This window comes from Thermomonospora cellulosilytica, from assembly GCF_014138835.1.
Lineage (GTDB): Bacteria > Actinomycetota > Actinomycetes > Streptosporangiales > Streptosporangiaceae > Thermomonospora > Thermomonospora amylolytica.
Genome location: NZ_JACJII010000001.1, coordinates 1,127,832 through 1,148,491 on the forward strand (window position 1 = coordinate 1,127,832; position 20,660 = coordinate 1,148,491).

General features: G+C 72.2%; 20 protein-coding genes and 1 tRNA gene. 11 read left to right on the forward strand and 10 right to left on the reverse strand.

Translation table 11 applies throughout. The annotated features are described in order from the left end of the window. Nucleotides 1-52 precede the first annotated feature (52 nt). Together HNR21_RS05435 and HNR21_RS05440 are read right to left on the reverse strand one after the other, a co-directional pair. Nucleotides 53-805: an acyltransferase gene (locus tag HNR21_RS05435; protein WP_182704320.1), complete on the reverse strand. Its 753-nt coding sequence runs from the start codon at nt 803-805 to the stop codon at nt 53-55. Between the two features lie 193 nt (nt 806-998). Next, a complete protein-coding gene (locus tag HNR21_RS05440; protein ID WP_182704321.1) occupies nt 999-1,439 on the reverse strand; it encodes a hypothetical protein in 441 nt (146 codons plus the stop codon). 215 nt (nt 1,440-1,654) lie between these two features. On the opposite strand from HNR21_RS05440, the gene HNR21_RS05445 reads away from it, so the two are divergent. After that, nucleotides 1,655-2,185, forward strand: a complete 531-nt coding sequence (locus HNR21_RS05445) for a peptidylprolyl isomerase (protein WP_119726356.1) — start codon at nt 1,655-1,657, stop codon at nt 2,183-2,185. A 55-nt stretch (nt 2,186-2,240) separates the two neighbouring features. Then, nucleotides 2,241-3,134: a rhomboid family intramembrane serine protease gene (locus tag HNR21_RS05450; RefSeq protein WP_220500042.1), complete on the forward strand. Its 894-nt coding sequence runs from the start codon at nt 2,241-2,243 to the stop codon at nt 3,132-3,134. Between the two features lie 278 nt (nt 3,135-3,412). Here the strand turns inward: HNR21_RS05450 and HNR21_RS05455 are convergent, their stop codons facing one another. Beyond that, nucleotides 3,413-3,670 (reverse strand): cell division protein CrgA, encoded by a 258-nt coding sequence (locus HNR21_RS05455; protein WP_119726357.1) that lies wholly within the window; start codon nt 3,668-3,670, stop codon nt 3,413-3,415. Between the two features lie 274 nt (nt 3,671-3,944). Here HNR21_RS05455 and HNR21_RS05460 point away from each other — a divergent pair, with 274 nt between their 5' ends. The 3 genes from HNR21_RS05460 to HNR21_RS05470 are packed head-to-tail and all read left to right on the forward strand — an operon-like array spanning nt 3,945 to nt 5,400. Continuing rightward, nucleotides 3,945-4,568 carry a class E sortase gene (locus tag HNR21_RS05460; protein WP_267899003.1) on the forward strand — a complete coding sequence of 208 codons (624 nt, stop codon included), beginning with the start codon at nt 3,945-3,947 and terminating at the stop codon, nt 4,566-4,568. A gap of 35 nt (nt 4,569-4,603) precedes the next feature. Beyond that, nucleotides 4,604-4,801 (forward strand): hypothetical protein, encoded by a 198-nt coding sequence (locus tag HNR21_RS05465; protein WP_182704322.1) that lies wholly within the window; start codon nt 4,604-4,606, stop codon nt 4,799-4,801. A 14-nt stretch (nt 4,802-4,815) separates the two neighbouring features. Then, nucleotides 4,816-5,400 carry an anthranilate synthase component II gene (locus tag HNR21_RS05470; protein WP_182704323.1) on the forward strand — a complete coding sequence of 195 codons (585 nt, stop codon included), beginning with the start codon at nt 4,816-4,818 and terminating at the stop codon, nt 5,398-5,400. 297 nt (nt 5,401-5,697) lie between these two features. On the opposite strand, the gene pknB is transcribed toward HNR21_RS05470, so the two are convergent. From pknB to HNR21_RS05505, 7 genes are read right to left on the reverse strand one after another with little or no spacing between them, the layout of a single operon-like run. Beyond that, the gene (gene pknB / locus HNR21_RS05475; RefSeq protein ID WP_182704324.1) at nt 5,698-7,539 is read right to left on the reverse strand and encodes a Stk1 family PASTA domain-containing Ser/Thr kinase; all 1,842 of its coding nucleotides are present in this window, start codon (nt 7,537-7,539) and stop codon (nt 5,698-5,700) included. Nucleotides 7,540-7,570: 31 nt separating this feature from the next. Beyond that, nucleotides 7,571-9,043 carry a serine/threonine-protein kinase gene (locus HNR21_RS05480; protein ID WP_312880858.1) on the reverse strand — a complete coding sequence of 491 codons (1,473 nt, stop codon included), beginning with the start codon at nt 9,041-9,043 and terminating at the stop codon, nt 7,571-7,573. Beyond that, nucleotides 9,040-10,521 carry a peptidoglycan D,D-transpeptidase FtsI family protein gene (locus HNR21_RS05485; protein ID WP_246441977.1) on the reverse strand — a complete coding sequence of 494 codons (1,482 nt, stop codon included), beginning with the start codon at nt 10,519-10,521 and terminating at the stop codon, nt 9,040-9,042. The genes HNR21_RS05480 and HNR21_RS05485 overlap by 4 nt, the downstream gene beginning before the upstream one ends. Before the next feature lie 37 nt (nt 10,522-10,558). After that, nucleotides 10,559-12,103: an FtsW/RodA/SpoVE family cell cycle protein gene (locus HNR21_RS05490; RefSeq protein ID WP_182704325.1), complete on the reverse strand. Its 1,545-nt coding sequence runs from the start codon at nt 12,101-12,103 to the stop codon at nt 10,559-10,561. Then, nucleotides 12,103-13,734, reverse strand: a complete 1,632-nt coding sequence (locus HNR21_RS05495; RefSeq protein WP_182704326.1) for a PP2C family protein-serine/threonine phosphatase — start codon at nt 13,732-13,734, stop codon at nt 12,103-12,105. The genes HNR21_RS05490 and HNR21_RS05495 overlap by 1 nt, the downstream gene beginning before the upstream one ends. After that, on the reverse strand, nt 13,731-14,234 hold the full coding sequence (locus HNR21_RS05500; RefSeq protein WP_182704327.1) for an FHA domain-containing protein FhaB/FipA: 504 nt from the start codon (nt 14,232-14,234) through the stop codon (nt 13,731-13,733). Before HNR21_RS05500 ends, HNR21_RS05495 begins: the two co-directional genes overlap by 4 nt. An 11-nt stretch (nt 14,235-14,245) precedes the next feature. Beyond that, a complete protein-coding gene (locus tag HNR21_RS05505) occupies nt 14,246-14,998 on the reverse strand; it encodes an FHA domain-containing protein (RefSeq protein ID WP_182704328.1) in 753 nt (250 codons plus the stop codon). A gap of 114 nt (nt 14,999-15,112) precedes the next feature. Here HNR21_RS05505 and HNR21_RS05510 point away from each other — a divergent pair. The 6 genes from HNR21_RS05510 (at nt 15,113) to HNR21_RS05535 (ending at nt 20,615) form a co-directional block, all read left to right on the forward strand. Beyond that, nucleotides 15,113-15,195 (forward strand) — tRNA-Leu (locus HNR21_RS05510). Nucleotides 15,196-15,759: 564 nt separating this feature from the next. Beyond that, nucleotides 15,760-16,389, forward strand: a complete 630-nt coding sequence (locus HNR21_RS05515) for an RNA polymerase sigma factor (RefSeq protein WP_220500043.1) — start codon at nt 15,760-15,762, stop codon at nt 16,387-16,389. Next, nucleotides 16,373-17,461, forward strand: a complete 1,089-nt coding sequence (locus HNR21_RS05520; RefSeq protein ID WP_182704329.1) for a hypothetical protein — start codon at nt 16,373-16,375, stop codon at nt 17,459-17,461. The genes HNR21_RS05515 and HNR21_RS05520 overlap by 17 nt, the downstream gene beginning before the upstream one ends. Beyond that, nucleotides 17,458-18,453, forward strand: coding sequence for an ABC transporter ATP-binding protein (locus HNR21_RS05525; RefSeq protein ID WP_220500044.1), 996 nt, complete (start codon nt 17,458-17,460; stop codon nt 18,451-18,453). The genes HNR21_RS05520 and HNR21_RS05525 overlap by 4 nt, the downstream gene beginning before the upstream one ends. Further along, the gene (locus tag HNR21_RS05530) at nt 18,450-19,295 is read left to right on the forward strand and encodes an ABC transporter permease (protein WP_182704330.1); all 846 of its coding nucleotides are present in this window, start codon (nt 18,450-18,452) and stop codon (nt 19,293-19,295) included. The genes HNR21_RS05525 and HNR21_RS05530 overlap by 4 nt, the downstream gene beginning before the upstream one ends. A gap of 138 nt (nt 19,296-19,433) precedes the next feature. After that, nucleotides 19,434-20,615: an NAD(P)/FAD-dependent oxidoreductase gene (locus HNR21_RS05535; RefSeq protein ID WP_182704331.1), complete on the forward strand. Its 1,182-nt coding sequence runs from the start codon at nt 19,434-19,436 to the stop codon at nt 20,613-20,615. The last annotated feature ends 45 nt before the right edge of the window (nt 20,616-20,660 follow it).

Sequence of the window (20,660 nt, forward strand, 5' to 3'; positions counted from 1 at the left end):
CGAGGATGGTCCGATCCGCGTGCGGGGGGCGTGGGGGGTCGCCCCCCCACAATCAACTCGCTTCCTCGCGGAGCTTGTCCTGGAGGGCCTGGAGCCCTGCGAGGCCCTCGGCGGAGAGCTTGGCGAGCTCCTCCAGGGAGGCCAGGGGGCGGGGGGAGCGCATGGGAGGGATCCAGCCCTCCTCGGGGTCGTGGCGGCGGAGGATCTTGGCGGGGACGCCGCCGATGACGCAGTGGTCGGGGAACTCGCCGCGGACGACCGCGCCGCCGGCGACCGCGACGTTGCGGCCGAGCCTGGTGCCGGGGAGGATGATCGCGCCGGTGCCGATCCAGCAGCCGTCGCCGATGACGACCGGCCTGTTCTCCGGCCACTGGCGGCCGATCGGCATGTCCAGGTCGCCGTAGGTGTGGTTCTGGTCGGTGATGTAGACGTTCGGGCCGGTGAAGACGTGGTCGCCGATCTCGATCGACTGGTGGCCCACGATGTGCGTGCCGCGGCCCAGCGAGCAGCCGCTGCCGATCTTGACGATCAGGTCGGGGCCCAGGTCCAGGCCGGGCACGAAGCCGGCGGAGATGGTGACGTGGGTGCCGACCAGGGTGTGGTCTCCGATCGAGATCCACGGCTCGCCGTAGATGGCGCCCACCGGGAACCCGATGCAGGCCCCCTCGCCCAGGTAGGCGAAGCGGCGGCGTCCGGGGGTGGCGGGGGTGATCTCACCGTGCCGTTGGATCCACTCCCAGCCGCGGTGCACGGCGGAGTGCAGGGCCCGCCGAGCCCGCGTGGCCAGAACGTGTTTCAGCGACATGCGGCAAACGCTACCGGCTGGTAGGGGTGGACGGCATCATGCCTCCCGGACGGCCGGACCCACGACGGGGGCGTGCACGAGAAGAGACCCGCCATCGACTGGCGGGCCTCTTCACGCGTGTCTTCCGTCGTCCGGAAGTCGTCGTTCCGGCTGCGGGGCGTGCCGCCGCCCGCCGGAACGGGCCGGCGGGGGCTCAGTGAGCCGGTGTGCCCTCCTCCGCGGAGGAGGTCTCCGGATACTGCTCGTGCGTCGCCTGGAACGCGTTCCGCCGCGTCATGGCGGCCCCGGCCACGCCCAGCGCGGCGATCGCGGCCAGCGCGATCAGGCCGGCGTTGCGGGACCGTCCGGCCGCCTTGGGGGGCTCGATCCGGTGGGCGGTGTCGTTCAGCCAGGCGCTCACCCGCGGCGCGAGATCCTGCTCGATGTATCCGGCGGCGCGCTCCAGCCGGGGAGCGCTCCACCCGCGGGCCTGCAGCACGCGCTCGGCGGCGTACTCGCGGGACCTGACGGCCATCGGGCCGACCCGCTCGGCGGCCGTGATCGCGCTCTGCCGGGCGGTCTCCTGTGCCTGGCGGATGCGCGAGGTGTCGATCTGGACTTCCGGCTTCCGGCGGACTGAGATCAATGAGGACACGCTAACCTCCCTTTGTGCGAGGTCCTGCCCTGCACCCTTCCCCCGTGGCCTCGGGTAAACCCGGGTCGTGGGAGGATGCGATCACGCACCGTTAACGCACATATCGGCCTGGCATTACGGTGGGAAAGGGTCGGCCGGAATCCAGGTCCGTCCGAACGGGTACACACACCGCCCGTCCCCGCCCGCCCGTGCCGTGACAGAAGGAGGCGGCCTCCATGGCTGAGGAGCTCATCGCGACCATGAACACCACCTACGGGCCGATCACGCTCCGGTTGTTCCCCGAGCAGTCGCCCAAGACGGTGGCGAACTTCGTGGGCCTGGCGGAGGGTTCGCGCCAGTGGACCGACCCGCGCACCGGCCGCCCCTCCAACGAGCCGCTCTACAACGGGACGATCTTCCACCGGGTGATCGACGGCTTCATGATCCAGGGCGGCGACCCGCTGGGCACCGGCACCGGCGGCCCCGGCTACAAGTTCGAGGACGAGGTCCGCAACGGGCTGGCGTTCGACCGGCCGTACCTGCTGGCCATGGCCAACGCCGGGCCCAACACCAACGGCTCGCAGTTCTTCATCACCCTGTCGGTGGAGCAGACCGCCCACCTGACCGGCGCGCACACCATCTTCGGCGAGGTGATCGCGGGCGCCGAGGTGGTCGACCGGATCGCCAAGGTCCCCACCGGCCCGCGGAACCGTCCCGTCGAGGACATTACGATCGAGTCGGTGACGATCGAGCGTCGCCAGTCGTAGTAAGGGTGTGAGCACCTCCACCGCGTTCACGCCCCGCCGAGGAGCGTGACCCCCGTTGAACGCACAGACCCCCGGTGCCCCCACCGAGGCGCCGACCTGCTACCGCCATCCCGGCCGCGAGACGTACGTCCGGTGCACCCGGTGCGACCGCTACATCTGCCCGGAGTGCATGCGCGACGCCGCCGTGGGGCACCAGTGCGTGGAGTGCGTGCGGGAGGGCAACCGCTCCGTACGGCAGGCGCGCACCGTGTTCGGCGGGCAGGTCGCGGCCACCCCGGTCGTCACCTACACGCTCATCACGCTGAACGTGCTGGCGTACGTGGCGGAGGTGCTCTCCGAACGGGTCGTGGACCGGTTCGCGATGCTGGGCGTCTGGGTCGACCAGTTCGGCATGGTCCGGCCCGGCGGGGTGGCGGACGGCGAGTTCCACCGGCTGATCACGGCGGCGTTCCTGCACTCGCCGCCGGGCAGCTCGTTCAGCATCACCCACATCCTGTTCAACATGTGGGCGCTGTGGGTGCTGGGCTCCCAGCTCGAGCAGGTCCTGGGCCGGTGGCGGTTCACCGCCCTGTACCTGCTGTCCGCGCTCGGCGGCTCGGTCCTGCTCTACCTGGTCAACCCGACCGGCGCGGCGGTCGGCGCCTCCGGTGCGATCTTCGGCCTGTTCGGCGCGTTCTTCGTGGTCGCCAAGCGGATGAACGCCCCCACCGGCGGCATCGTCACCCTGCTGGTGCTCAACCTGGTGATCACGTTCACGGTGAGCGGCATCTCCTGGGAGGGCCACATCGGCGGGCTGATCGTCGGCGGTCTGCTCACCGCCGCGTTCGCCTTCGCCCCGCGCGCCAACCGCACCGCCCTGCACGTCGCCGCCGTGGCGGGCGTCTTCCTCCTGCTGATGGTCCTGGTCGTCGTCCAGACCGTCCGGCTCAGCGACGTCACGATGCTCTGACCGGGACCACCGGGATGCCCACGCGGCGGCGTCGTGCCCCGAGAACGGCACTGCGCACCCGGCACCGCCGTCGGTGGCGGAGCCTGTGGAACGGCGTCCCGCCGACGCCATGTCCTGCGGAGCGCGAGCCGTGCGGCCCGGAAGGCGAACCGCAGGACATGGCGCGGACCGCGGTCAAGGCACGGCCGGCCCACGACGGCCCGGATGATCCACAGCCTGTGGATAACATTCGTGGATTGGAACGGCGGGAAACCGGGTAACGGCCGCCGTGGCGGGGATCAGCGCCAGCGGGTGGACAGGGCCACGCCGAGGATGATGGCGCCGAAGCCGATGCCCAGGTTCCAGTTGCCCAGGTCGGTCATCAGCGGGACCTCGGTGCCGGTGCTCGCCGTCACGTAGAAGGTGGCGATCCAGATCAGGCCGACCAGCCACAGGGTGAGCATGGTCGGGACCAGCCAGCGCGGGCTGACCTCGACCTTCTGGGTCTTCTGCGGCGGCGTGTAGACGGCCTTCTTGCGGACTTTCGACTTGGCCACGGTGGCTCGTTCTCCTCGGGCGGACGGCGGCGCGGCGGTCCGCGCATGGGTGCTCTGCCGACAGGGTAGTCGCTGGTGAGCAGGGTACGACCTGACGGCCGCTGGAGCGAGACCACGCGACGGAATCGCGTGCGAGGCAGCATTATTCCAGCCCCCGTCCCGTGCGTGCGCACAGCGCCGTTCCCTCCCCGGCAGCGGGACCGTAAAGGAAGTGCCACCATGAAGGCACCGCCGGAACGGACGGAGGGGAACGCTGCGAGCCATCATCCGCGGTCTGGGCGAGCTGTGCATCACCGCCGGGCTGATCGTGCTGCTGTTCATGACGTACGAGCTGTGGGGCACCGGCCGGTACACCCGCGAGCAGCAGGACCGGCTCAACGACCAGCTCCTGCGGTCGTGGAGCGCGGCACCCGGGCGGGTCACCACCGAGCGGGTCAGGATCGGGAACGGGATCGCGACGATCCGCATCCCCCGGCTCGGCGAGGACTACCGGTACGTGATCGTCGAGGGCGTGGGGCCGAAGGACCTCCGCAAGGGCCCCGGCCACTACCCCGGCAGCGCCATGCCGGGACAGGTCGGCAACTTCGTCGTCTCCGGGCACCGCACCACGTACTCCGCCCCGTTCAACGGCATCGACCGGCTGCGCGACGGCGACCGCATCCTCATCGACACCCGCGCCACCCAGTACGTCTACGAGGTCACCGGCCGCCGCATCGTCAGGCCGACCGCGGTGGAGGTCACCGCCCCCGTGCCGTTCCGCCCCGGCGCCAGGCCCACCGAACGGCTGATCACCCTCACCACCTGCCACCCCAAGTACTCGGCGGCCAAACGGCTCGTCGTCTTCGGTGAACTGGTGGAGGAACGTCCCCGGCGCCTGGAACCCTCCACGGGGAGGTAGCCTCCGTCACGGCGGGCGATGAACGAGGAGACCTGATGTACGCGTGGATCTGGCGGCACCTGCCTGGAACGGGTGCGGTCAGGGCGCTGATCGCGCTCGGGCTGGTGGCCGCCGTCGTGCTGCTGCTGTGGTACCTGGTGTTCCCCTGGGCCGAGTCGAAGATCCAGTTCGACCGCAACACCGTCGAGCACGGCGGCGCCCCCGCCGGGACGTCCACCCCCGCCGGCCGCTGAACGGACCTCTCGCCATGGCCCCGCGGATCCTCGTGGTGGACAACCACGACAGCTTCGTCCACACCATCGTCCAGTACCTGCTCGAACTGGGCGCCGACTGCGTGGTGAAGGACCGCTCCACGGTGACGGTCGCCGACGCCGCCGGCATGGACGGCGTCCTGCTGAGCCCCGGCCCCGGCCATCCCGCCGACACCGCCGTCTGCCTGGACCTGGTCGACCACGCCGACCGCCGCCGCCTTCCCCTCCTCGGCGTCTGCCTCGGCCACCAGGTCATCGCCCACGCCTACGGGGGCAAGGTCTCCCGCGCCCCCGAACTCGTCCACGGCTACACCAGCCTCATCCACCATGACGGAACGGGTGTCCTGTCCGGCCTTCCCAACCCGTTCACCGCCATGCGCTACCACTCCCTGGCCGTGGACCCCACCACCCTGCCCGACCGACTGGAGGTCACCGCCCGCACCCCGGACGGCGTCATCATGGCCCTCCGCCACCGCCACCGCCCCATCGAGGGCGTCCAGTTCCACCCCGAGTCCGTCCTCTCCGAGTCCGGCCACCACCTGCTCGCCAACTGGCTGAACACCTGCGCCGCCCTCACCTGAGCCACTCCGGCCACTGAATTTTCAAGAAAAATCCACCAGACCTGTAACACCCTCCCTCCCACAGCCGAATCACCCCATGAGGGCTTCCGCCATTGCCCCCGAGTGGCGGAAGCCCTCACTCATTCCCCCACCCTCCTGTCGCCCGCACCTGAACGCCCGCCCGCGGACACCGGGCACTGAGCCCCGGCGGCCATGTGCAGCTCGTCCGCCGCTCTGTCCCGGCCCGGCGCGTCCGCCGGCTCGTGGGAAAACGAAGACCCCGGCCCGTGGGGGCCGGGGTCTCGTCGGAACGGCAGGTCAGTCGTCGCCGCCGGGGAAGGGGAAGTCGTTGCCCCCACCGCCGTCTCCGCCGCCGTCGGCGCGCTGGGCGACGAAGATGGTGACCGAGGTGCCCGGGGGCACCTGCTGGCCCGGCTGGACGCTCTGCCGGATGACCGTGCCCTCCTGCTGGGACGGGTTCTCCGGCGGGACCGGGACGACCCGGACGTCCAGGCCGGCGGTGCGCAGGGTGGTGTCGGCCTGGGACTCGGTCTGGCCCACCACGTTCGGGACGGTGATGTTCTGCGGACCGGCCGAGACGAACATGACGACCGTGGAGCCCTGGTTGGCCTCCTGGCCGGGGCCCGGCGTGGTGCGGACGACCATGCCCTTCTCGACGTCGTTGGAGGGCGTCGTGCGCTGGCTCACCTTGAAGCCGGCCTGCTCCAGCGTCTGGCGGGCCTCGGCGGCGGGCTGGCCGGTCACGTCGGGCACCAGGGCGCGCTCCGGCGGCTTCTTGCCCTTGGAGACGACCAGGCTGATCGACTCGCCCTTGGCCACCTGCTCGCCGGCCGCCGGGTCGGTGCTGATCACGCGGCCCCTGGGGACCTCGTCGCTGAACTCCTCGGTGACCTCGCCGACCTTCAGGCCCGCGTCGGTGAGCGCCTTCTCGGCGTCGTCCCGGCGGTCGCCCTCGACGTCGGGGACCTCGACGGCCTGCACGCTGGCCGACGGGCTGTTGCCGCCACCGCCGTCGCCACCGCCGCCGGACAGCGCCACGCCGATCAGCGCGGCGCCGCCGATGAAGACCGCCACGATCAGCGCCCAGATGGCGATCTGCTTGCCGTTGCCGGAGCGGCGGCCGTCATCGTCGTCGTAGTCCACCGGCGGCAGGTCGTAGCCGTCGTCGCGGACCGGCCGGTGCGAACGGGTGTGCGGCGGGGGAACGCCGGGACCGCCGGGCACCGGGTTCATCACCTGGGTGCCCTGCGGGGCGGCGCCGCCCATCAGCATGGTGGACGCCGCGGTCGCCGACACCGGCATGCCCTGCATGGCCCGCTGGAGGTCGGCCCGGAACTCCGCCGCGCTCTGGTAGCGGTGGTTGGGGTCCTTGGCCATCGCCTTGAGCACGATGCTGTCGCACCACTGCGGGATCGCCGGGTCCACCTGGGACGGCGGCACCGGCTCCTCCCGGACGTGCTGGTAGGCGATCGCCACCGGGGAGTCGCCGGTGAACGGGGGCTGCCCGGTCAGCAGCTCGTACAGCACGCAGCCGGTGGAGTACAGGTCGCTGCGGGCGTCGACGCGCTCACCGCGGGCCTGCTCCGGCGACAGGTACTGGGCGGTCCCGATCACCTGCGCGGTCTGCGTCATGGTGGCGGCGGTGTCGGCCATCGCCCGGGCGATGCCGAAGTCCATCACCTTGACCTCGTGGCTGCGGGTGAGCATCACGTTGGCCGGCTTGATGTCCCGGTGGATGATGCCGCCGCGGTGGCTGTAGTCCAGCGCCCGCAGGATCCCGTCGGTGATCTCCAGCGCGCGCTCGGGCACCAGCCGGCCCCGCTCGCGGAGCAGGTCGCGCAGGGTCTGGCCCTCGACGTACTCCATCACGATGTACGGGATGGAGGTGTCGCCCATCTGGTCCTCGCCGGTGTCGTACACGGCGATCACCGACGGGTGGTTCAGCGAGGCGGCCGACTGCGCCTCCCGGCTGAACCGGGCCTGGAAGATCGGGTCCCGGGCCAGGTCCGAACGCAGGGTCTTGACCGCGACGATCCGGTCCAGCCGCAGGTCCTTGGCGCGGTAGACCTCGGCCATGCCGCCGCGCCCGACGACGCCATCGAGCTCGTAACGGCCACCGAGCAGCCGAGGCTGAGTCATGTCGAATGCACTTTCCCTCGTACGTCTACACCTACTGCGACGGTAGTCCTTCGCCGCCCGGGTTCTCGGGCTCCGGCTCTGTCGATCCAGGGTCGGGAGTCTTCGGCGGTGGGCTCGTCGTTGGTGGCCTTTCGGAGGTCGTCGGACTGGGCGGCGGGGTGGTGGGCCTCCCCGTAGAGGACGCGCTGGGCGTCGGTGTCGTTGACGCGGTGGAGTTGTTCCCGTACGTCGGCCTGTCGACCGGGACCGGCAGGCCGCTCGGACCCGCCGACGACGGTACCTCGGACGGGACCGTACGGGTGGAGCCGGGAGCCGTGGACGGCGCCCGGTCCGTGGTCTCCTGCAGGTCGGCCGAGGCGGGTCCGCGCCCCAGCGTCCCGGCCACGACGAAACCGAGCAGCAGCACCCCGGCCGCCGCGGAGGCGGCCACCAGCATGATGCGCCGTTGCATCGGTCCCCGGGCCGGTGTGCCGACGGTGGCGAACCTCGCATTGCCGTCCGAATCCGGAGACTTTACCCCCGCGAGGGTATCCGGCGTGTCGCCACCGTCCAAGTCGGACCATGCGGTAGGGATCCCGGCGTTCCGCGGATCCGGGTCTTCCGGCCCGGGCACCGCGGCGGTGGCCCGGTCCCCGGGATCCACCGGGAACCCGGCGCCGTACAGCCCCTCCAGCGGCTCGCCCGCCACCAGCGCGTCGTGGATCAGGTACGCCTCGTCGGCGACCTCCTGGGCGCTGGCCGGACGGTCGGCCGGATCCTTGGCCAGCATCGCCCGTACCAGCCCGCGGACCGGCTCGGGCACCTCCTCGGGCAGTTCCGGCGGAGCCTCCCGGACGTGCTTGAGGGCGATCGCCACCGGCTGCTCGGCGTCGAACGGCGGGCGCCCGGTCAGGCACTCGTACGCCACCACCCCGAGCGAGTACAGGTCGGAGGCGAAGGTGACCTTCTGGCCGGAGGCCTGCTCGGGGGAGACGTAGTGCGCGGTCCCCATCACCATGCCGGTCTGTGTGAGAGTGCTCACACTCAGCCCGCGGGCGATGCCGAAGTCGGTGATCTTGACCGTGCCGTCGGCGCTGACCATCAGGTTGCCCGGCTTGACGTCCCGGTGCACGATCCCCGCCGAGTGCGCCACCTGCAGCGCCCGCGCCGCCTGCGCGACCACGTCCAGCGTGGTCTGCGGGCTGAGCGGGCCGCGCTGCGCCAGGATCCGCGACAGCGGCTCGCCCGGCACCAGCTCCATCACCAGGTAGGCGCGCTCGTCGTGCTCGCCGTAGTCGTACACCTGGGCGATGCCGGCGTGCTGCAGCGCCGCCGCGTACCGCGCCTCGGCCCGGAAGCGCGCCCGCGCCTGCTCGTCGGACACGTGCTCCTGGCGCAGCAGCTTCACCGCGACCGGACGGCTGAGCAGCTCGTCGTCGCCGCGCCAGACCTCGCCCATGCCTCCGGTGGCCAGCCGCTCCAGCAGCCGGTACCGGGAGTCCAGAACGAGGCCCGCGGAGGTCACTTCCTGAGCACCTCGCGCATCACGCTCGCGGCGATCGGCGCGGCGGCCTCGCCACCGGAGCCGACGCCCTGGGTGATCACGGCGAACGCGTACCGCGGCTCGTCGGCCGGGGCGAACCCGACGAACCAGCGGTTGTTGAACTCGACGCCGTCGAAGTCGGCGGTGCCGGTCTTGCCGGCGAGCTGGGGGAAGCCCTTGGCGGTGCCGGTGCGGGTCACCTCGCGCATCATGTCCGCGAGCTGCTCGGCGTCGCCGGCCGACATCGCCCGGGTCAGCTCCCGCGGGTCGGCCTCCTCGATGACGCTCTGGTCGGCGGCGCGCACCCGCTGCACCAGGTACGGCTTCATGATCTGGCCGTCGTTGGCGGCGGCCGCGGCCACCAGGCACATGTGCAGCGGGGTGGCGGTGTTGTTGCCCTGGCCGATCGAGGCGAGCGCGGTCTCGGCCTGGTTCATGTCGGGGAACTTGCTCGGCACCGTCCGCAGGTCCGGCTCGACCTCGATCCGCTGGTCGTACCTGAACTTTTTGTTGGTCTCCAGGACCTTGTCGATGCCGATCTGCTCGGCGCCGAGGATGCCGTAGGTGGTGTTGCAGGACTCGGCGAACGTCAGGATCAGCGGGGCCTGTCCGGCACCGCCGCACGCGCCGCCCTCGTGGCTGTTGGGCAGCTGGGTGCGGGTGCCCGGCAGCGTGTAGGTGGACGGCGCGGGCACGCTGGAGTCCTTGGTCAGGCCGTTCTCCAGCGCCGCGGCGGCGATCACCGCCTTGAACGACGAGCCGGGGAAGAAGGTGTCCTCCAGCACGTTGTTCACCAGCGGCTTGAGCTGCTTGTTGCGCTGGTTGACCTGGCCCTTGTCGTCCGGCTTGCCCTCCAGCTCGACCAGCCGCCTGGCGCCCTTCTCACCGGTCTGCGGGGCGACCTCGTTCGGGTCGAACGAGGGGTAGCTGGCCATCACCACGATCGCGCCGGTGCGCACGTCCATCACCACGACCGCGCCGCGCAGGTTCGGATTGGCCTGCGCCAGCTCCCGGTAGGCGCGCCGCTGCGCGTCCGGGATGATCGTGGTCTCCACGTCCGCGCCGAGCGCCGGCTTGCCGATGAACTGGTCGAACCAGCGCTGGTTGGTGATCCGCTTGTCCCGGCCGTCCAGCAGCGAGTGGTAGGCCCGCTCGATCCCGCTGGCCCCGCCGTTGAAGAACCCGGTGACCGGCGCGAAGATCTCGCCGTCCTTGTAGAAGCGGGCGTAGTTCTCGCTGTCGGGCTGCTGCCGGGACGAGGCCAGCACCTCGCCGCCCGCCAGGATCTTGCCGCGCGGGCGCTTGAACACGTCCAGGAACTGCCGGTTGTTCAGGTCGTGCGTCTGCAGCTTCTCGGCCTGGCCGCCCTGGATGTAGTTGACCTGCACCATCAGGGCGAAGATCAGCAGCAGGGCGAAGACGGTGACCCGCCGCAGCGGCTTGTCCATGTTCAGGTTCATGCGCGCCGTCCCCCGATCGCTCGCCGCCCGTCGGTCCTCATCGCAGGCTCACCACCTGCGTCATGCCCTCGTCCTGGATCGCCTGGGGAGCGGGCTGGCGCGCCTGGTGGCTCATCCGCACCAGCACGCCGATCAGGATCCAGTTGGCCATCAGGGACGAGCCGCCCTGGGCGAGGAAGGGCGTCGTCAGACCGGTGAGCGGGATGAGCCGGGTGACCCCGCCGACGATCACGAACACCTGGAGCGCCAGCACGAACGACACACCGCCGGCGAAGAGCTTGAGGAACGGGTCCCGGGCGGCGATGGCGGTCTTCATGCCGCGCTGCACGATCAGCGCGTACATCAGCAGGATCGCCATCAGCCCGGTCAGGCCGAGCTCCTCGCCCATCGAGTCGAAGATGAAGTCGCTGAACGCCAGCGGGGTGCGCCACGGCTCGCCCTGGCCCAGCCCCTTGCCCAGCACGCTGCCCTCGCCCAGCGCGAACAGGCCCTTCATCAGCTGGGCGCTGTCGGCGTAGTCGCCGCCCATCTTGGCGCAGGCGACCAGCCCGGAGCCGAGGGTGTTGCCGGCGTCGATGTACGGCTGGGTGCCCGGCGCCACCGACACCACGTTGCCGCTGGGCAGCAGGCAGCCGCCGTCGAAGTAGGGCTCGGGGTTCTGCCAGATGCTCAGCCGCTGGTTGACGTGGCCCAGGAACGGCAGCTGGGTGGCCACCAGCACGCCCAGCGCCAGCATCCCCACGCCGATCAGCACCCAGGAGATCCGCTGCGTGGCGATGTAGATCATCGACACGAACAGCCCGAAGTACAGCAGCGCCGTGCCCAGGTCCTTCTGCACGAACAGGATGCCCAGGCCGAACACCCAGATCACCATGATCGGGCCCAGGTCCCGGGCGCGCGGCAGCGACAGCGGGCCGATCTTCTTGCCGACCAGCGACATCGCCTGCCGCTTGTTGACCAGGTAGCCGGCGAAGAACACCACCAGCAGCAGCTTGGCGAACTCGCCCGGCTGCACCGAGAACGGGCCGATGAAGATCCACACCCGGGCGCCGTTGATCTCCGCGCCCAGCCCCGGCACGACCGGCAGGATCAGCAGGATGATCGCGCACGCGCCGAGGGTGTACATGTAGCGCTGCAGGATCTTGGAGTCCTTGAGCAGCAGCACCGTCAGCGCGAACAGCAGGATCCCGACGAAGGTCCACTGCAGCTGGGTGCCCGCCTCGGCCAGCCCGGAGCTGACCACCTTCTTGCCGTCCCGGATGGCGTCCTGCACGTCCCGGCTGGTGGACAGGTCCAGCCGGTAGATCATCGCCAGGCCGAGCCCGTTCAGCGCCACCGCCAGCGGCAGCAGCAGCGGGTCGGCGTACGGGGCGAACCGCTGCTGGACGTAGTACGCGGCCCCGGCCAGCACCGCCAGGCCGCCGCCGTACCCGAACAGGCCGGTCGGGATCCGGCCGTCCCGGGCCAGGCCGACCTCGGCGAACGCCGCCAGCGTCATCACCATGGCGAACACCAGCAGCGCCAGGCACGCGGCCTTGCGCGGCTGGTTGACCACGGGGACCTGTTCGGGGGGTGAGGTCATCAGGGACGCTCGCCTCCCTCGCCCGCCCGCGGGCAGTCGGGGATGCCGCCGGCGGTGGCCGGGTTGCGGCAGGCGTCGCGCCGGGCCTGCAGTTCGTTCAGCTTGTTCTGGGCCTGCTGCCGGTCGGTGAACGTCAGCTTGCCCCCCTGCACCGCCTGCCGGTCGGAGGCCGGCAGCTCGGCCAGCTTGATCTGGGAGTCCGTCACCAGCTTCGCCTCACAGCCGTTCTGGTCGCTGCCCTGCACGACGACCACCCGGTCGCCCTCGGCCATCAGAACGTACCTGCAGACCTGGCGTGCCAGGTTCTGCCAGCCGTCGGCGCCCTTGAGGTCGATGACGCCGTTCTTGAGGTCCATCTGCAGGTGCTGCGGCAGGTCGGCGACCCGGATCGGGGGGCTCGGCTGCCGGGCGGCCCTGGTGTGCAGGCTCAGCCCGAGCAGGCTTTCGGGCCGGCCCTTGTAGACCACGATCCGGCCGTTCTCGTCGGTGGCGTAGTAGCCGTCGTTGCGCATCGAGTGCACGGTGAACGCACCGGCCCCGGCCAGTCCCACCACGACCACGCCGACCGCGACGATCAGCCAGGTCCAGCGGCGCCGCGGGGCGCGCGGCGGCGCCTGGTGCAACGGGTCCACCGGATGCCCCATCGGGCGCGGCTCGGGCAGCGGGGCGGCGGCCGCCTGCGGCGGAGGCGGCGGCATCTCGTCCACCACCACCGGCGGCTGCGGCATCGTGTCGCGCAGTTGCGCGGCACGGCCCGCCGGGGTGTCGGACCGCCCCTGCGGGGGCGGCGGCGGCCCGGCCGGACCGCCGCCCGGGGCCGCCGGGCCGGCGTCCGGCAGGTCGGTGCGGGGGGCGTTGGCCGCCGCCCCGACCGCCAGCGGCGAGGACTGCGGCGGCGCCTGGCCCGGCCCCAGCTCGATCACGTCGGCCACCACGCAGGTGATGTTGTCCGGTCCGCCGCCCCGGTTGGCCAGGTCGATCAGCTGGCGCACGGCCTGCTCGGGATCGGCGTACTCGGTCAGCACCTGGAAGATCGTCTCGGCGGTGACCACGCCGGACAGCCCGTCCGAGCACAGCAGGTAGCGGTCGCCGACCTTGGCCTCGCGCAGCGACAGGTCCGGATCCACCTCGCCGCGCCCGTCCAGCGCCCGCAGCAGCAGCGAACGCTGCGGGTGCGAGGCGGCCTCGTCGGGACTGATCCGGCCCTCGTCCACCAGCGACTGCACCAGCGTGTGGTCGTGGGTGATCTGGAACAGGCTGCCGTCGCGCAGCAGGTAGGCGCGCGAGTCGCCGATGTGCACCAGCGCCACCTGGCTGCCCGACCACAGCATCGCGGTCAGCGTGGTGCCCATGCCCTGCAGCGCCGGATCGGACTCCACGATCCGGCTCAACTTGTCGTTGGCCGCCTTGACGGTGTGCTCCAGCGCCGCCAGCAGCTCGCCCGCCGGCAGGTCGGTGTCGAGCTTGCGCAGCTCGCCGATGGCCGCGGCGCTGGCGATCTCCCCGCCGACATGCCCGCCCATGCCGTCGGCGACCGCGAGCAGGTGCGCGCCCGCGTACGCCGAGTCCTCGTTGCCCTCGCGCAGCATGCCGACGTCGGAGCGTGCGGCGTAACGGATTCCTATGGTCATGGGCGCAGCTCGATCACGGTCTGGCCGATACGGATCGGGACGCCGAGGGGCACCGGCTGAGGTCGGGTCACCTTCGTGTGTCCGAGATAGGTCCCATTGGTCGAGCCGAGATCTTCCACGATCCACTGACCGTCCTGCGCGAAAAGTCGGGCATGCCGGCTCGAAGCGTAGTCGTCGGAGACCACGATCGTGGAGTCATTGGCGCGACCGATGGTGATGGGGGCCCCCGCCGACAGGTCGAGGGTCATGCCCGCCCGATCGCCCTGGGTGACGACGAGCTGGCGCGGCCCGCGCGGCTGCGGGGCGGCGGCCCGCCGCGGCTGGCGGGGCTGGCGGGGCTGACGCGGCTGCCGGGGGGCGCGCGCCCGCGCCGCGGCGCGCGCCGCGGCCCGGGAGGAGCCGAACAGGTCGGCCCGGATCACGCCGACGGCCGCGATGACGAACAGCCAGAGCACCGCGAGGAACGCCAGCTTGATCAGCGTGAGGGTGAATTCGGACATCGGAGTGGGGGCTACTCCCTATCGCGGCGGAACACGAGAGTGGTCCGGCCCATCGTGACCCGGGCCCCGTCGACGAGGGTCACCCGCCGGATGGGGTTGCCGTTCACGAAGGAGCCGTTGGTCGACCCTAGATCCACGAGGACGATTTCGGGACCCTCCACACGGATCTCGGCGTGGTGCCGGGAGACCCCCGGATCGACCAGGCGCAGGTCGCAGTCGGTGCCGCGGCCCAGCAGCGTGACCGGGGTGGTGATCTCGTAGGTCTGCTGCGTGCTCGGCCCCACGTCCTGGGCGGTGGTCACCAGCAGCCGCGGCCGTCCGGGGAACGCCCCGGCCCGGCCCGGCGGCAGGTCGCTGGCCGGCCGGCGGATCTCCCCGCCCTCGACCGTGGACCCGCGGATCACCCCCGAACGGATCCGGAACATGCCCGTCGCGAGGTCGCCCACGTTCTCGAACCGCACCCGCACCGGGCCGACGAAGGAGTACCCCTGCTCCTTGGCGTACTCGCGGGCCAGGTTGGCCAGCTCCTGGCTCAGGCTGTCGGCGTACACCGCCAGCCGCTGGCCGTCGGCCTGCGAGATCTCCACGACGAAGTCGTTCGGCACCAGTGTGCGCCCGGCCGCCACGATCGCGGCGCGCTCGTCCATCTCGCGCTGTACGGCGCTGGCCACCTCGACCGGCTGCAGCTCCGACTTGAACGCACGAGCGAAGGCACCCTCCACAATGCCCTCAAGACGTCGCTCGAAGCGCTGTAGGACACCCACGGGCACCTCCTTTCTCCACTGGTAGACGATCGTATCCGTGCTCGGGTTCGCAGGCAGTATGCGTGTACCGAACCACTCCCTGACCCGTGCTAATCTTTTCGAGCACCCAGACGAGGGCGGGTGGCGGAACGGCAGACGCGCACGGTTCAGGTCCGTGTGTCCGCAAGGACGTGAGGGTTCAAATCCCTCCTCGCCCACTCGGGGCTAGGGGCCGCATGGTCGGAGGCTTCGCCTCCTCCCTGCGGCCCCTCGTCATTTTCCCGGGGGGACGACCCCCCGGAGCCCCCCGCGTGTGGGGGCTCCGCCCCCACGACCCCCGGCTTCGGTGGGTGCAGGCTTGGTGGTTCTGGGGGACTTGCAGGGTTGTGAAGAGGCTGGCCAGGTCTGGTTTCTACCCTGGTATCGGCTGGTCAGACCAGACACTCTGCGGGGGCTGGGGGCCGGGGGCCGGGGGACTCGCGTCTAAGCGGCTTGCCGGAAGTCCTGCGTGTAACGCGGACGGGGAGCCGATCCTTTGGCCGCCGGGAAGACGCCCTGGTTACGCGCAGGACTTCGAGATACGCGCTTAGATCGTGGGTGCGCTGGGGTGTGATCGTCGCCTGTGGGGGTGGGGCGGTTTCCCGGGTGGGGGCCGGCGGGCGTGGCTTGTGCTTGGGGTGGTGTGCGGGGCGTTCGTGTGGGGGCGCGTAGGGGGTTTGGGCGGGTGGGGCGTTGCTTGCTGGGTGGTGTCACATGTGGGGGGTCGGCGGTGCTCTACAGGTGTGGACGTTGTGGGGCATGGTGCGGGTGCACCGGTCGCGCCGCCGGCCGTTCTGTCCGGGGAAGGGCACGGTGCGCCGGTCGGGCGGGCCGGGCGGGAGGACGGCGTGGTGGGTTCGGGTCGTCCGGGACGAGGGGTTGTTCGAGCCGATCTTGAGCAGGTCTTCCGGGCGGCCTATCCGCGGGTCGTCGCGGTCGCCGCTCGGGTGCTCGGTTCCCGGGACGAGGCCGAGGACGTGGCTCAGGAGGTGTTCCTGGCGTTCGGGCGCTCCTCGGTGCCGGCCGGCGAGGCGTTGCGGTGGCTGTCCGTCGCCGCGGCGCACACCGCGCTGAACCACCTTCGCTCCAGCCGTCGTCGCGCCTCCCGTGAGGAGGCCGCCGATGGCGGTGACGCCGTCTGCCCGGATGTCGCCGACGCGGTCGTGACCCGCGAGGAGCGCCGCCGCGTGCGGGCGGCGCTGGCGCGGCTTCCCCGTAAGCAGGCCGTCGCCCTCGTCCTGCGGCACAGCGGTCTCAGTTATGCCGAGGTCGCCGCCGCTCTCGATCTGTCCCCCGGCAGCGTGGGCACCACCGTGCGACGCGCCGAGTCCGCCCTGCGCAAGGAGTTGAACCGTCATGCGCCATCCGACTGACGGCACGCTGCGCCGGCTCCTGGACGAGCCGGACGGCGTCGCCGACGCCGACCGCGAGCACATCGCCGGCTGCCCGGTGTGCCTGTCCGGGCTGGCGGCCGCCCAGGAGGACGCTGCGGTCGCCGGCGCTGCGCTGAGCGCCGAGTTCGCCGTGGACGTGGACGAGGGGTGGCGGCGCCTGTCGCGCGCGGTCGCCGCCGAGGAGCGGCGGCGGGCGGGGGCGGGCGCCCCCGCCCGCCGGTGGCGTACGGCGCTGCGCAGCCCGGTGGTCGCAGTGTTCGGCGTCGTCGCCCTCCTGACCGGGGTCAGTGCCGCCGCCGCGGTGGACTGGCTGCAGGTCTTCCGGACCGAGCAGATCGCCCCGGTCACCGCCCCCCGGGCCGACCTGGTCAAGCTGCCCGATCTGTCCGCTTTCGGCGAACTCCGGGTGACCGAGAAGATCGACGTGCGCCAGGTCGCCGACGCCGCCGCCGCGCGGCAGGCCACCGGGCTGTCCGTGCCACGGGTGGGCGCGCTGCCCCGCGGCGTGACGGGGGAACCCGCGTACCACGTCGTCGGCCGGGTGAGCGGGGTGTTCACCTTCTCGGCCGAGAAGACGGCGCGGACCGCCGCGGCGGCCGGCAGGGCGGCGCCGCCACCGCCTCCGGGCCTTGACGGCAGCCAGTTCCGGTTGGTCGCGGGGCCGGGGCTCGCCGTGGTCTGGTCGGAGGGCCGTCCCGTGCCGGCGCTGATCGTGGCGCGCGCGGCCGCACCCACCGCGTACTCCTCGGGCGTCCCGTTCGAGACGGCCCGCGACTACCTGCTGTCCCTGCGGGTCCTGCCCGAGAACGTCGCGTCGCAGCTGCGCGGGTTCTCCGGTGACGGGACGACCCTGCCCCTGTTCACGACGCCCGAGCGGCTGGTGAGCTCCACCGCCGACGTCGGCGGGGTGCCGGCCACGGTGCTCACCTCGCGGGACGGCGCGATGGCGGGCGTGTTCTGGGCGGACGACGGTGTCGTCACCGCGGTGGCCGGTTCGCTGAGCGCCGACGAGGTGCTGTCGGTGGCCCGCGGGCTGCGGTGGCACCGGTGAACGCGGACCCCACCGCCCGCCAGGGCGGACCCTCCCTCGACTCCGCCGAGCGGCTGCTCGCCGAGCTGCCCCCCGCACCGGCGGTGTGGTGCTCGGGCCTGCGCAAGCGGTACCGGCGGCGGACCGCGGTCGACGACGTGTCCTTCGCCGTCGGCCGCGGCGAGGTGGTCGGCCTGCTCGGACCGAACGGAGCGGGCAAGACCACCGTCATCAAGATCCTGCTCGGCCTGGTCCGGCCCGACGCGGGGGACGTGCTGCTGCTCGGGCGGCCGGCGCGGGACCCGCGGGCCCGGGCCCGCGTCGGCTACCTGCCGGAGCTCTTCCGGTACCAGCCGTGGCTCACCGCCGCCGAGGTGCTGGATCTGCACGTCCGGCTCGCGGGCGTTCCGGTGCCGGCCCGGGAGCGGCGCGAGTGCCTGGCCATGGTCGGCCTCGCCGACCGCGCCGGCGACCGGGTGGGCGGCTTCTCCAAGGGCATGCAGCAGCGCCTCGGGCTGGCCGTCGCGCTGGTGGCCCGCCCGGAACTCGTCGTCCTCGACGAGCCCACCAGCGCCCTCGACCCGATCGGCCGTGCCGATGTGCGGGACCTGCTGCTGTCCCTCAAGGCCCGCCGGGTCGCCGTGCTGCTCAACTCGCACCTCATCGGCGAGGTCGAACGGGTCTGCGACCGGGTCGTCATCCTCGACAAGGGCCGGGTCGCCGCCTCCGGCACCCTGGCCGAACTGCTCGGGCGGCGCGAGCTGCGGCTGCGGCTCGACGGGGTGAGCGCGGAGGCGGAGGCGCGGCTGGCCGCCGCCGGACGGCTCACCCGCAGCGGGAACTCGTTCACCGTCGCGCTGCCCGCCGACCAGGACGCCGCCACCGTGCCGGACCTGGTGGCCGACCTGGTCGGCCTCGGGGTGCGCGTGCACGCCGTCGAGCCCGTGCGGATCAGCCTCGAGGAACGGCTGCTGGACATCCTCCGTGCCGATCCCGGAGAGGACCGCCGATGACCGCCCGTACCGTGCTCACCGTCGCCGCCCTCACCCTCCAGGAGGCCGCCCGCCGGCGCGTGCTGCGCTCGCTCGCCGTGATGACGGTCGTGCTGCTCGCGCTCAGCGCCTGGGGGTTCTCCCGGCTCGACGCCAACTTCGGCACGCTCACCAGCGGAGAGGCCCGGCTGGCGGCCTCCCAGGTGCTCAACCTGGTGATGTTCGGCCTGAGCCTGATCGCCGCCCTCGGCACGGCGTTCCTGGCCGGCCCCACCATGGCCGGCGAGATCGAGTCGGGGACGGCGCTGGCGATGCTGGCGCGGCCGGTCCGCCGCTCGTCGGTGCTGCTGGGCAAGTGGCTGGGGCTGGTGGTCTTCGGCAGCGGCTTCGTGGCCGTGGCCGGGCTCGCCCAGTTCCTCATCGTCCGGGCCACCGTGGGCTACTGGCCGCCGCAGCCGGTGACCGGCCTGGCGCTGCTGGCGGCGCAGACGGCCGTGCTGCTCACCCTGGGCCTGCTGCTGTCCACCGTCATCTCACCGATGGCGTCGGGCATCGTGGCGGTCGGCCTCTTCGGCGCCACCTGGATCGCGGGCGTGGTCGGCGGGGTCGGCCAGGCCCTCGGCAGCGAGGGCATGGCCCGGGTCGGCACCGTCTCCCGGATGCTGCTGCCGACCGACGGCCTGTGGCGCGGGGCCATGCACGGATTCCAGGACCCGACCGTGCTGGCGCAGTTCCCCGCGTTCAGGGACTTCCCGTTCCTGAGCCAGGCCCCGCTCACCACCGCCTACCTCGCCTGGACCGGCCTTTGGGTCGTCCTCCTGCTGGGGCTCGCGGCGGTGGTCTTCCGGCGCCGCGACCTGTGAGCCGCCCACCCGGCCCGGCCGTCCCGCCGCAGGTCAGGGTGTGTGACCGGGGTCACATTCTCGGGGTGTCACGTGGGGGCGGGGGTGTTTGTCCCATGGGCGTCATGGCAGTACGGGCCTCGATGGGAGTGAGCAGGGATGAGAAGCGGACATCGCGTCGTCGTCCTGGGGGCCGGGTACACGGGGATGCTGGCCGCGATCCGGCTGGCACGGCGGACCCGGCGCATGGACGTCCGGATCACGGTGGTCAATCCCTCGGAGCGGTTCACCGAGCGGTTGCGGATGCATCAGGTCGCGGCCGGACAGGAGCTGGCCGAGCATCGGATCACCGACCTGCTGGCCGGAACCGGTGTCACGTTCGTGCGGGGAACGGCCACCGCCATCGACCCCGAGGGCCGCACCGTGGTCGTTGACGACGGCGCGGTCACGTTGGGCTACGACACCCTGGTCTACGCCCTGGGCAGTTCGGCCGACACCGGCGGGGTCCCGGGGGCGGACGTTCACGCGTTCACGCTCGACGGGGCGGGGGGCGCCGCCCGCCTCGCCGCTCGGTTGCGGGAGCTCGGAGCGGCCGGCGGGACCGTCGCGGTGTGCGGCGGCGGGCTGACCGGGGTCGAGGCGGCGGCCGAGATCGCGGAGGCGTACCCCGGGCTGGACGTCACGCTGATCGGCGTCGCCGAGCCCGGGGCGATGATGGGGGCCAAGGCGCGGGCCCATCTGCGCCGGGCGCTGGACCGCCTCGGCGTCACCGTCAAGGTGGGGGCGCGGGTGACCAAGGTGCTGCCCGACGCCGTCGAACTGGAGGGCGGTGAGATCGTTCCGGCGGACGTGTGCCTGTGGACCGCGGGCGTCAAGGTGCCCTCGCTGGCCCGCGACGCGGGGATCGCGGTGGACGAACGAGGGCTGGTCGTCGTCGACCCGACGCTCCGGTCGGTGTCCCATCCCGACGTCCACGCCATCGGGGACGCCGCCGCGATCCGGATGGCCTGGGGGCGGATCCACGGCACCTGCCAGAGCGGCATGCCCACCGCCCAGTACACCGCCGACGCCATCGCCCGGCTGCTGCGCGGCAGGCCGGTCAAGCCGTTCCGGTTCGGCTACTTCCACCAGCCGGTCAGCCTCGGGCGTCGTGACGCCGTCATCCAGTTCACCCGTGCCGACGACACGCCACGGCGGGCCTACCTCAAGGGGCGTGCCGCCGTCCTCTACAAGGAGACCGTCAGCGGCAGTCCCATCAAGCTGTACCGGCTCGGCAAGCGGATGAACGTCAGCGCCACCCTCTCCAAGGGCGGGCGGGCCACCCGCAGGCCCGCCGCCTGACGACGACGGCGGCGGCGTCACGACGACCCCTGCAGGCGCCGCCCG

Coding starts and splice junctions, on each gene's coding strand:
- HNR21_RS05470 (WP_182704323.1), top strand. CDS start 4,816: ATGGCCCCGCGGATCCTCGTGGTGGACAACCACGACAGCTTCGTCCAC.
- HNR21_RS05490 (WP_182704325.1), bottom strand. CDS start 12,103: ATGACCTCACCCCCCGAACAGGTCCCCGTGGTCAACCAGCCGCGCAAG.
- HNR21_RS05495 (WP_182704326.1), bottom strand. CDS start 13,734: ATGACCATAGGAATCCGTTACGCCGCACGCTCCGACGTCGGCATGCTG.
- HNR21_RS05530 (WP_182704330.1), top strand. CDS start 18,450: ATGACCGCCCGTACCGTGCTCACCGTCGCCGCCCTCACCCTCCAGGAG.
- HNR21_RS05445 (WP_119726356.1), top strand. CDS start 1,655: ATGGCTGAGGAGCTCATCGCGACCATGAACACCACCTACGGGCCGATC.
- HNR21_RS05500 (WP_182704327.1), bottom strand. CDS start 14,234: ATGTCCGAATTCACCCTCACGCTGATCAAGCTGGCGTTCCTCGCGGTG.
- pknB (WP_182704324.1), bottom strand. CDS start 7,539: ATGACTCAGCCTCGGCTGCTCGGTGGCCGTTACGAGCTCGATGGCGTC.
- HNR21_RS05535 (WP_182704331.1), top strand. CDS start 19,434: ATGAGAAGCGGACATCGCGTCGTCGTCCTGGGGGCCGGGTACACGGGG.
- HNR21_RS05435 (WP_182704320.1), bottom strand. CDS start 805: ATGTCGCTGAAACACGTTCTGGCCACGCGGGCTCGGCGGGCCCTGCAC.
- HNR21_RS05465 (WP_182704322.1), top strand. CDS start 4,604: ATGTACGCGTGGATCTGGCGGCACCTGCCTGGAACGGGTGCGGTCAGG.
- HNR21_RS05520 (WP_182704329.1), top strand. CDS start 16,373: ATGCGCCATCCGACTGACGGCACGCTGCGCCGGCTCCTGGACGAGCCG.
- HNR21_RS05485 (WP_246441977.1), bottom strand. CDS start 10,521: ATGAACCTGAACATGGACAAGCCGCTGCGGCGGGTCACCGTCTTCGCC.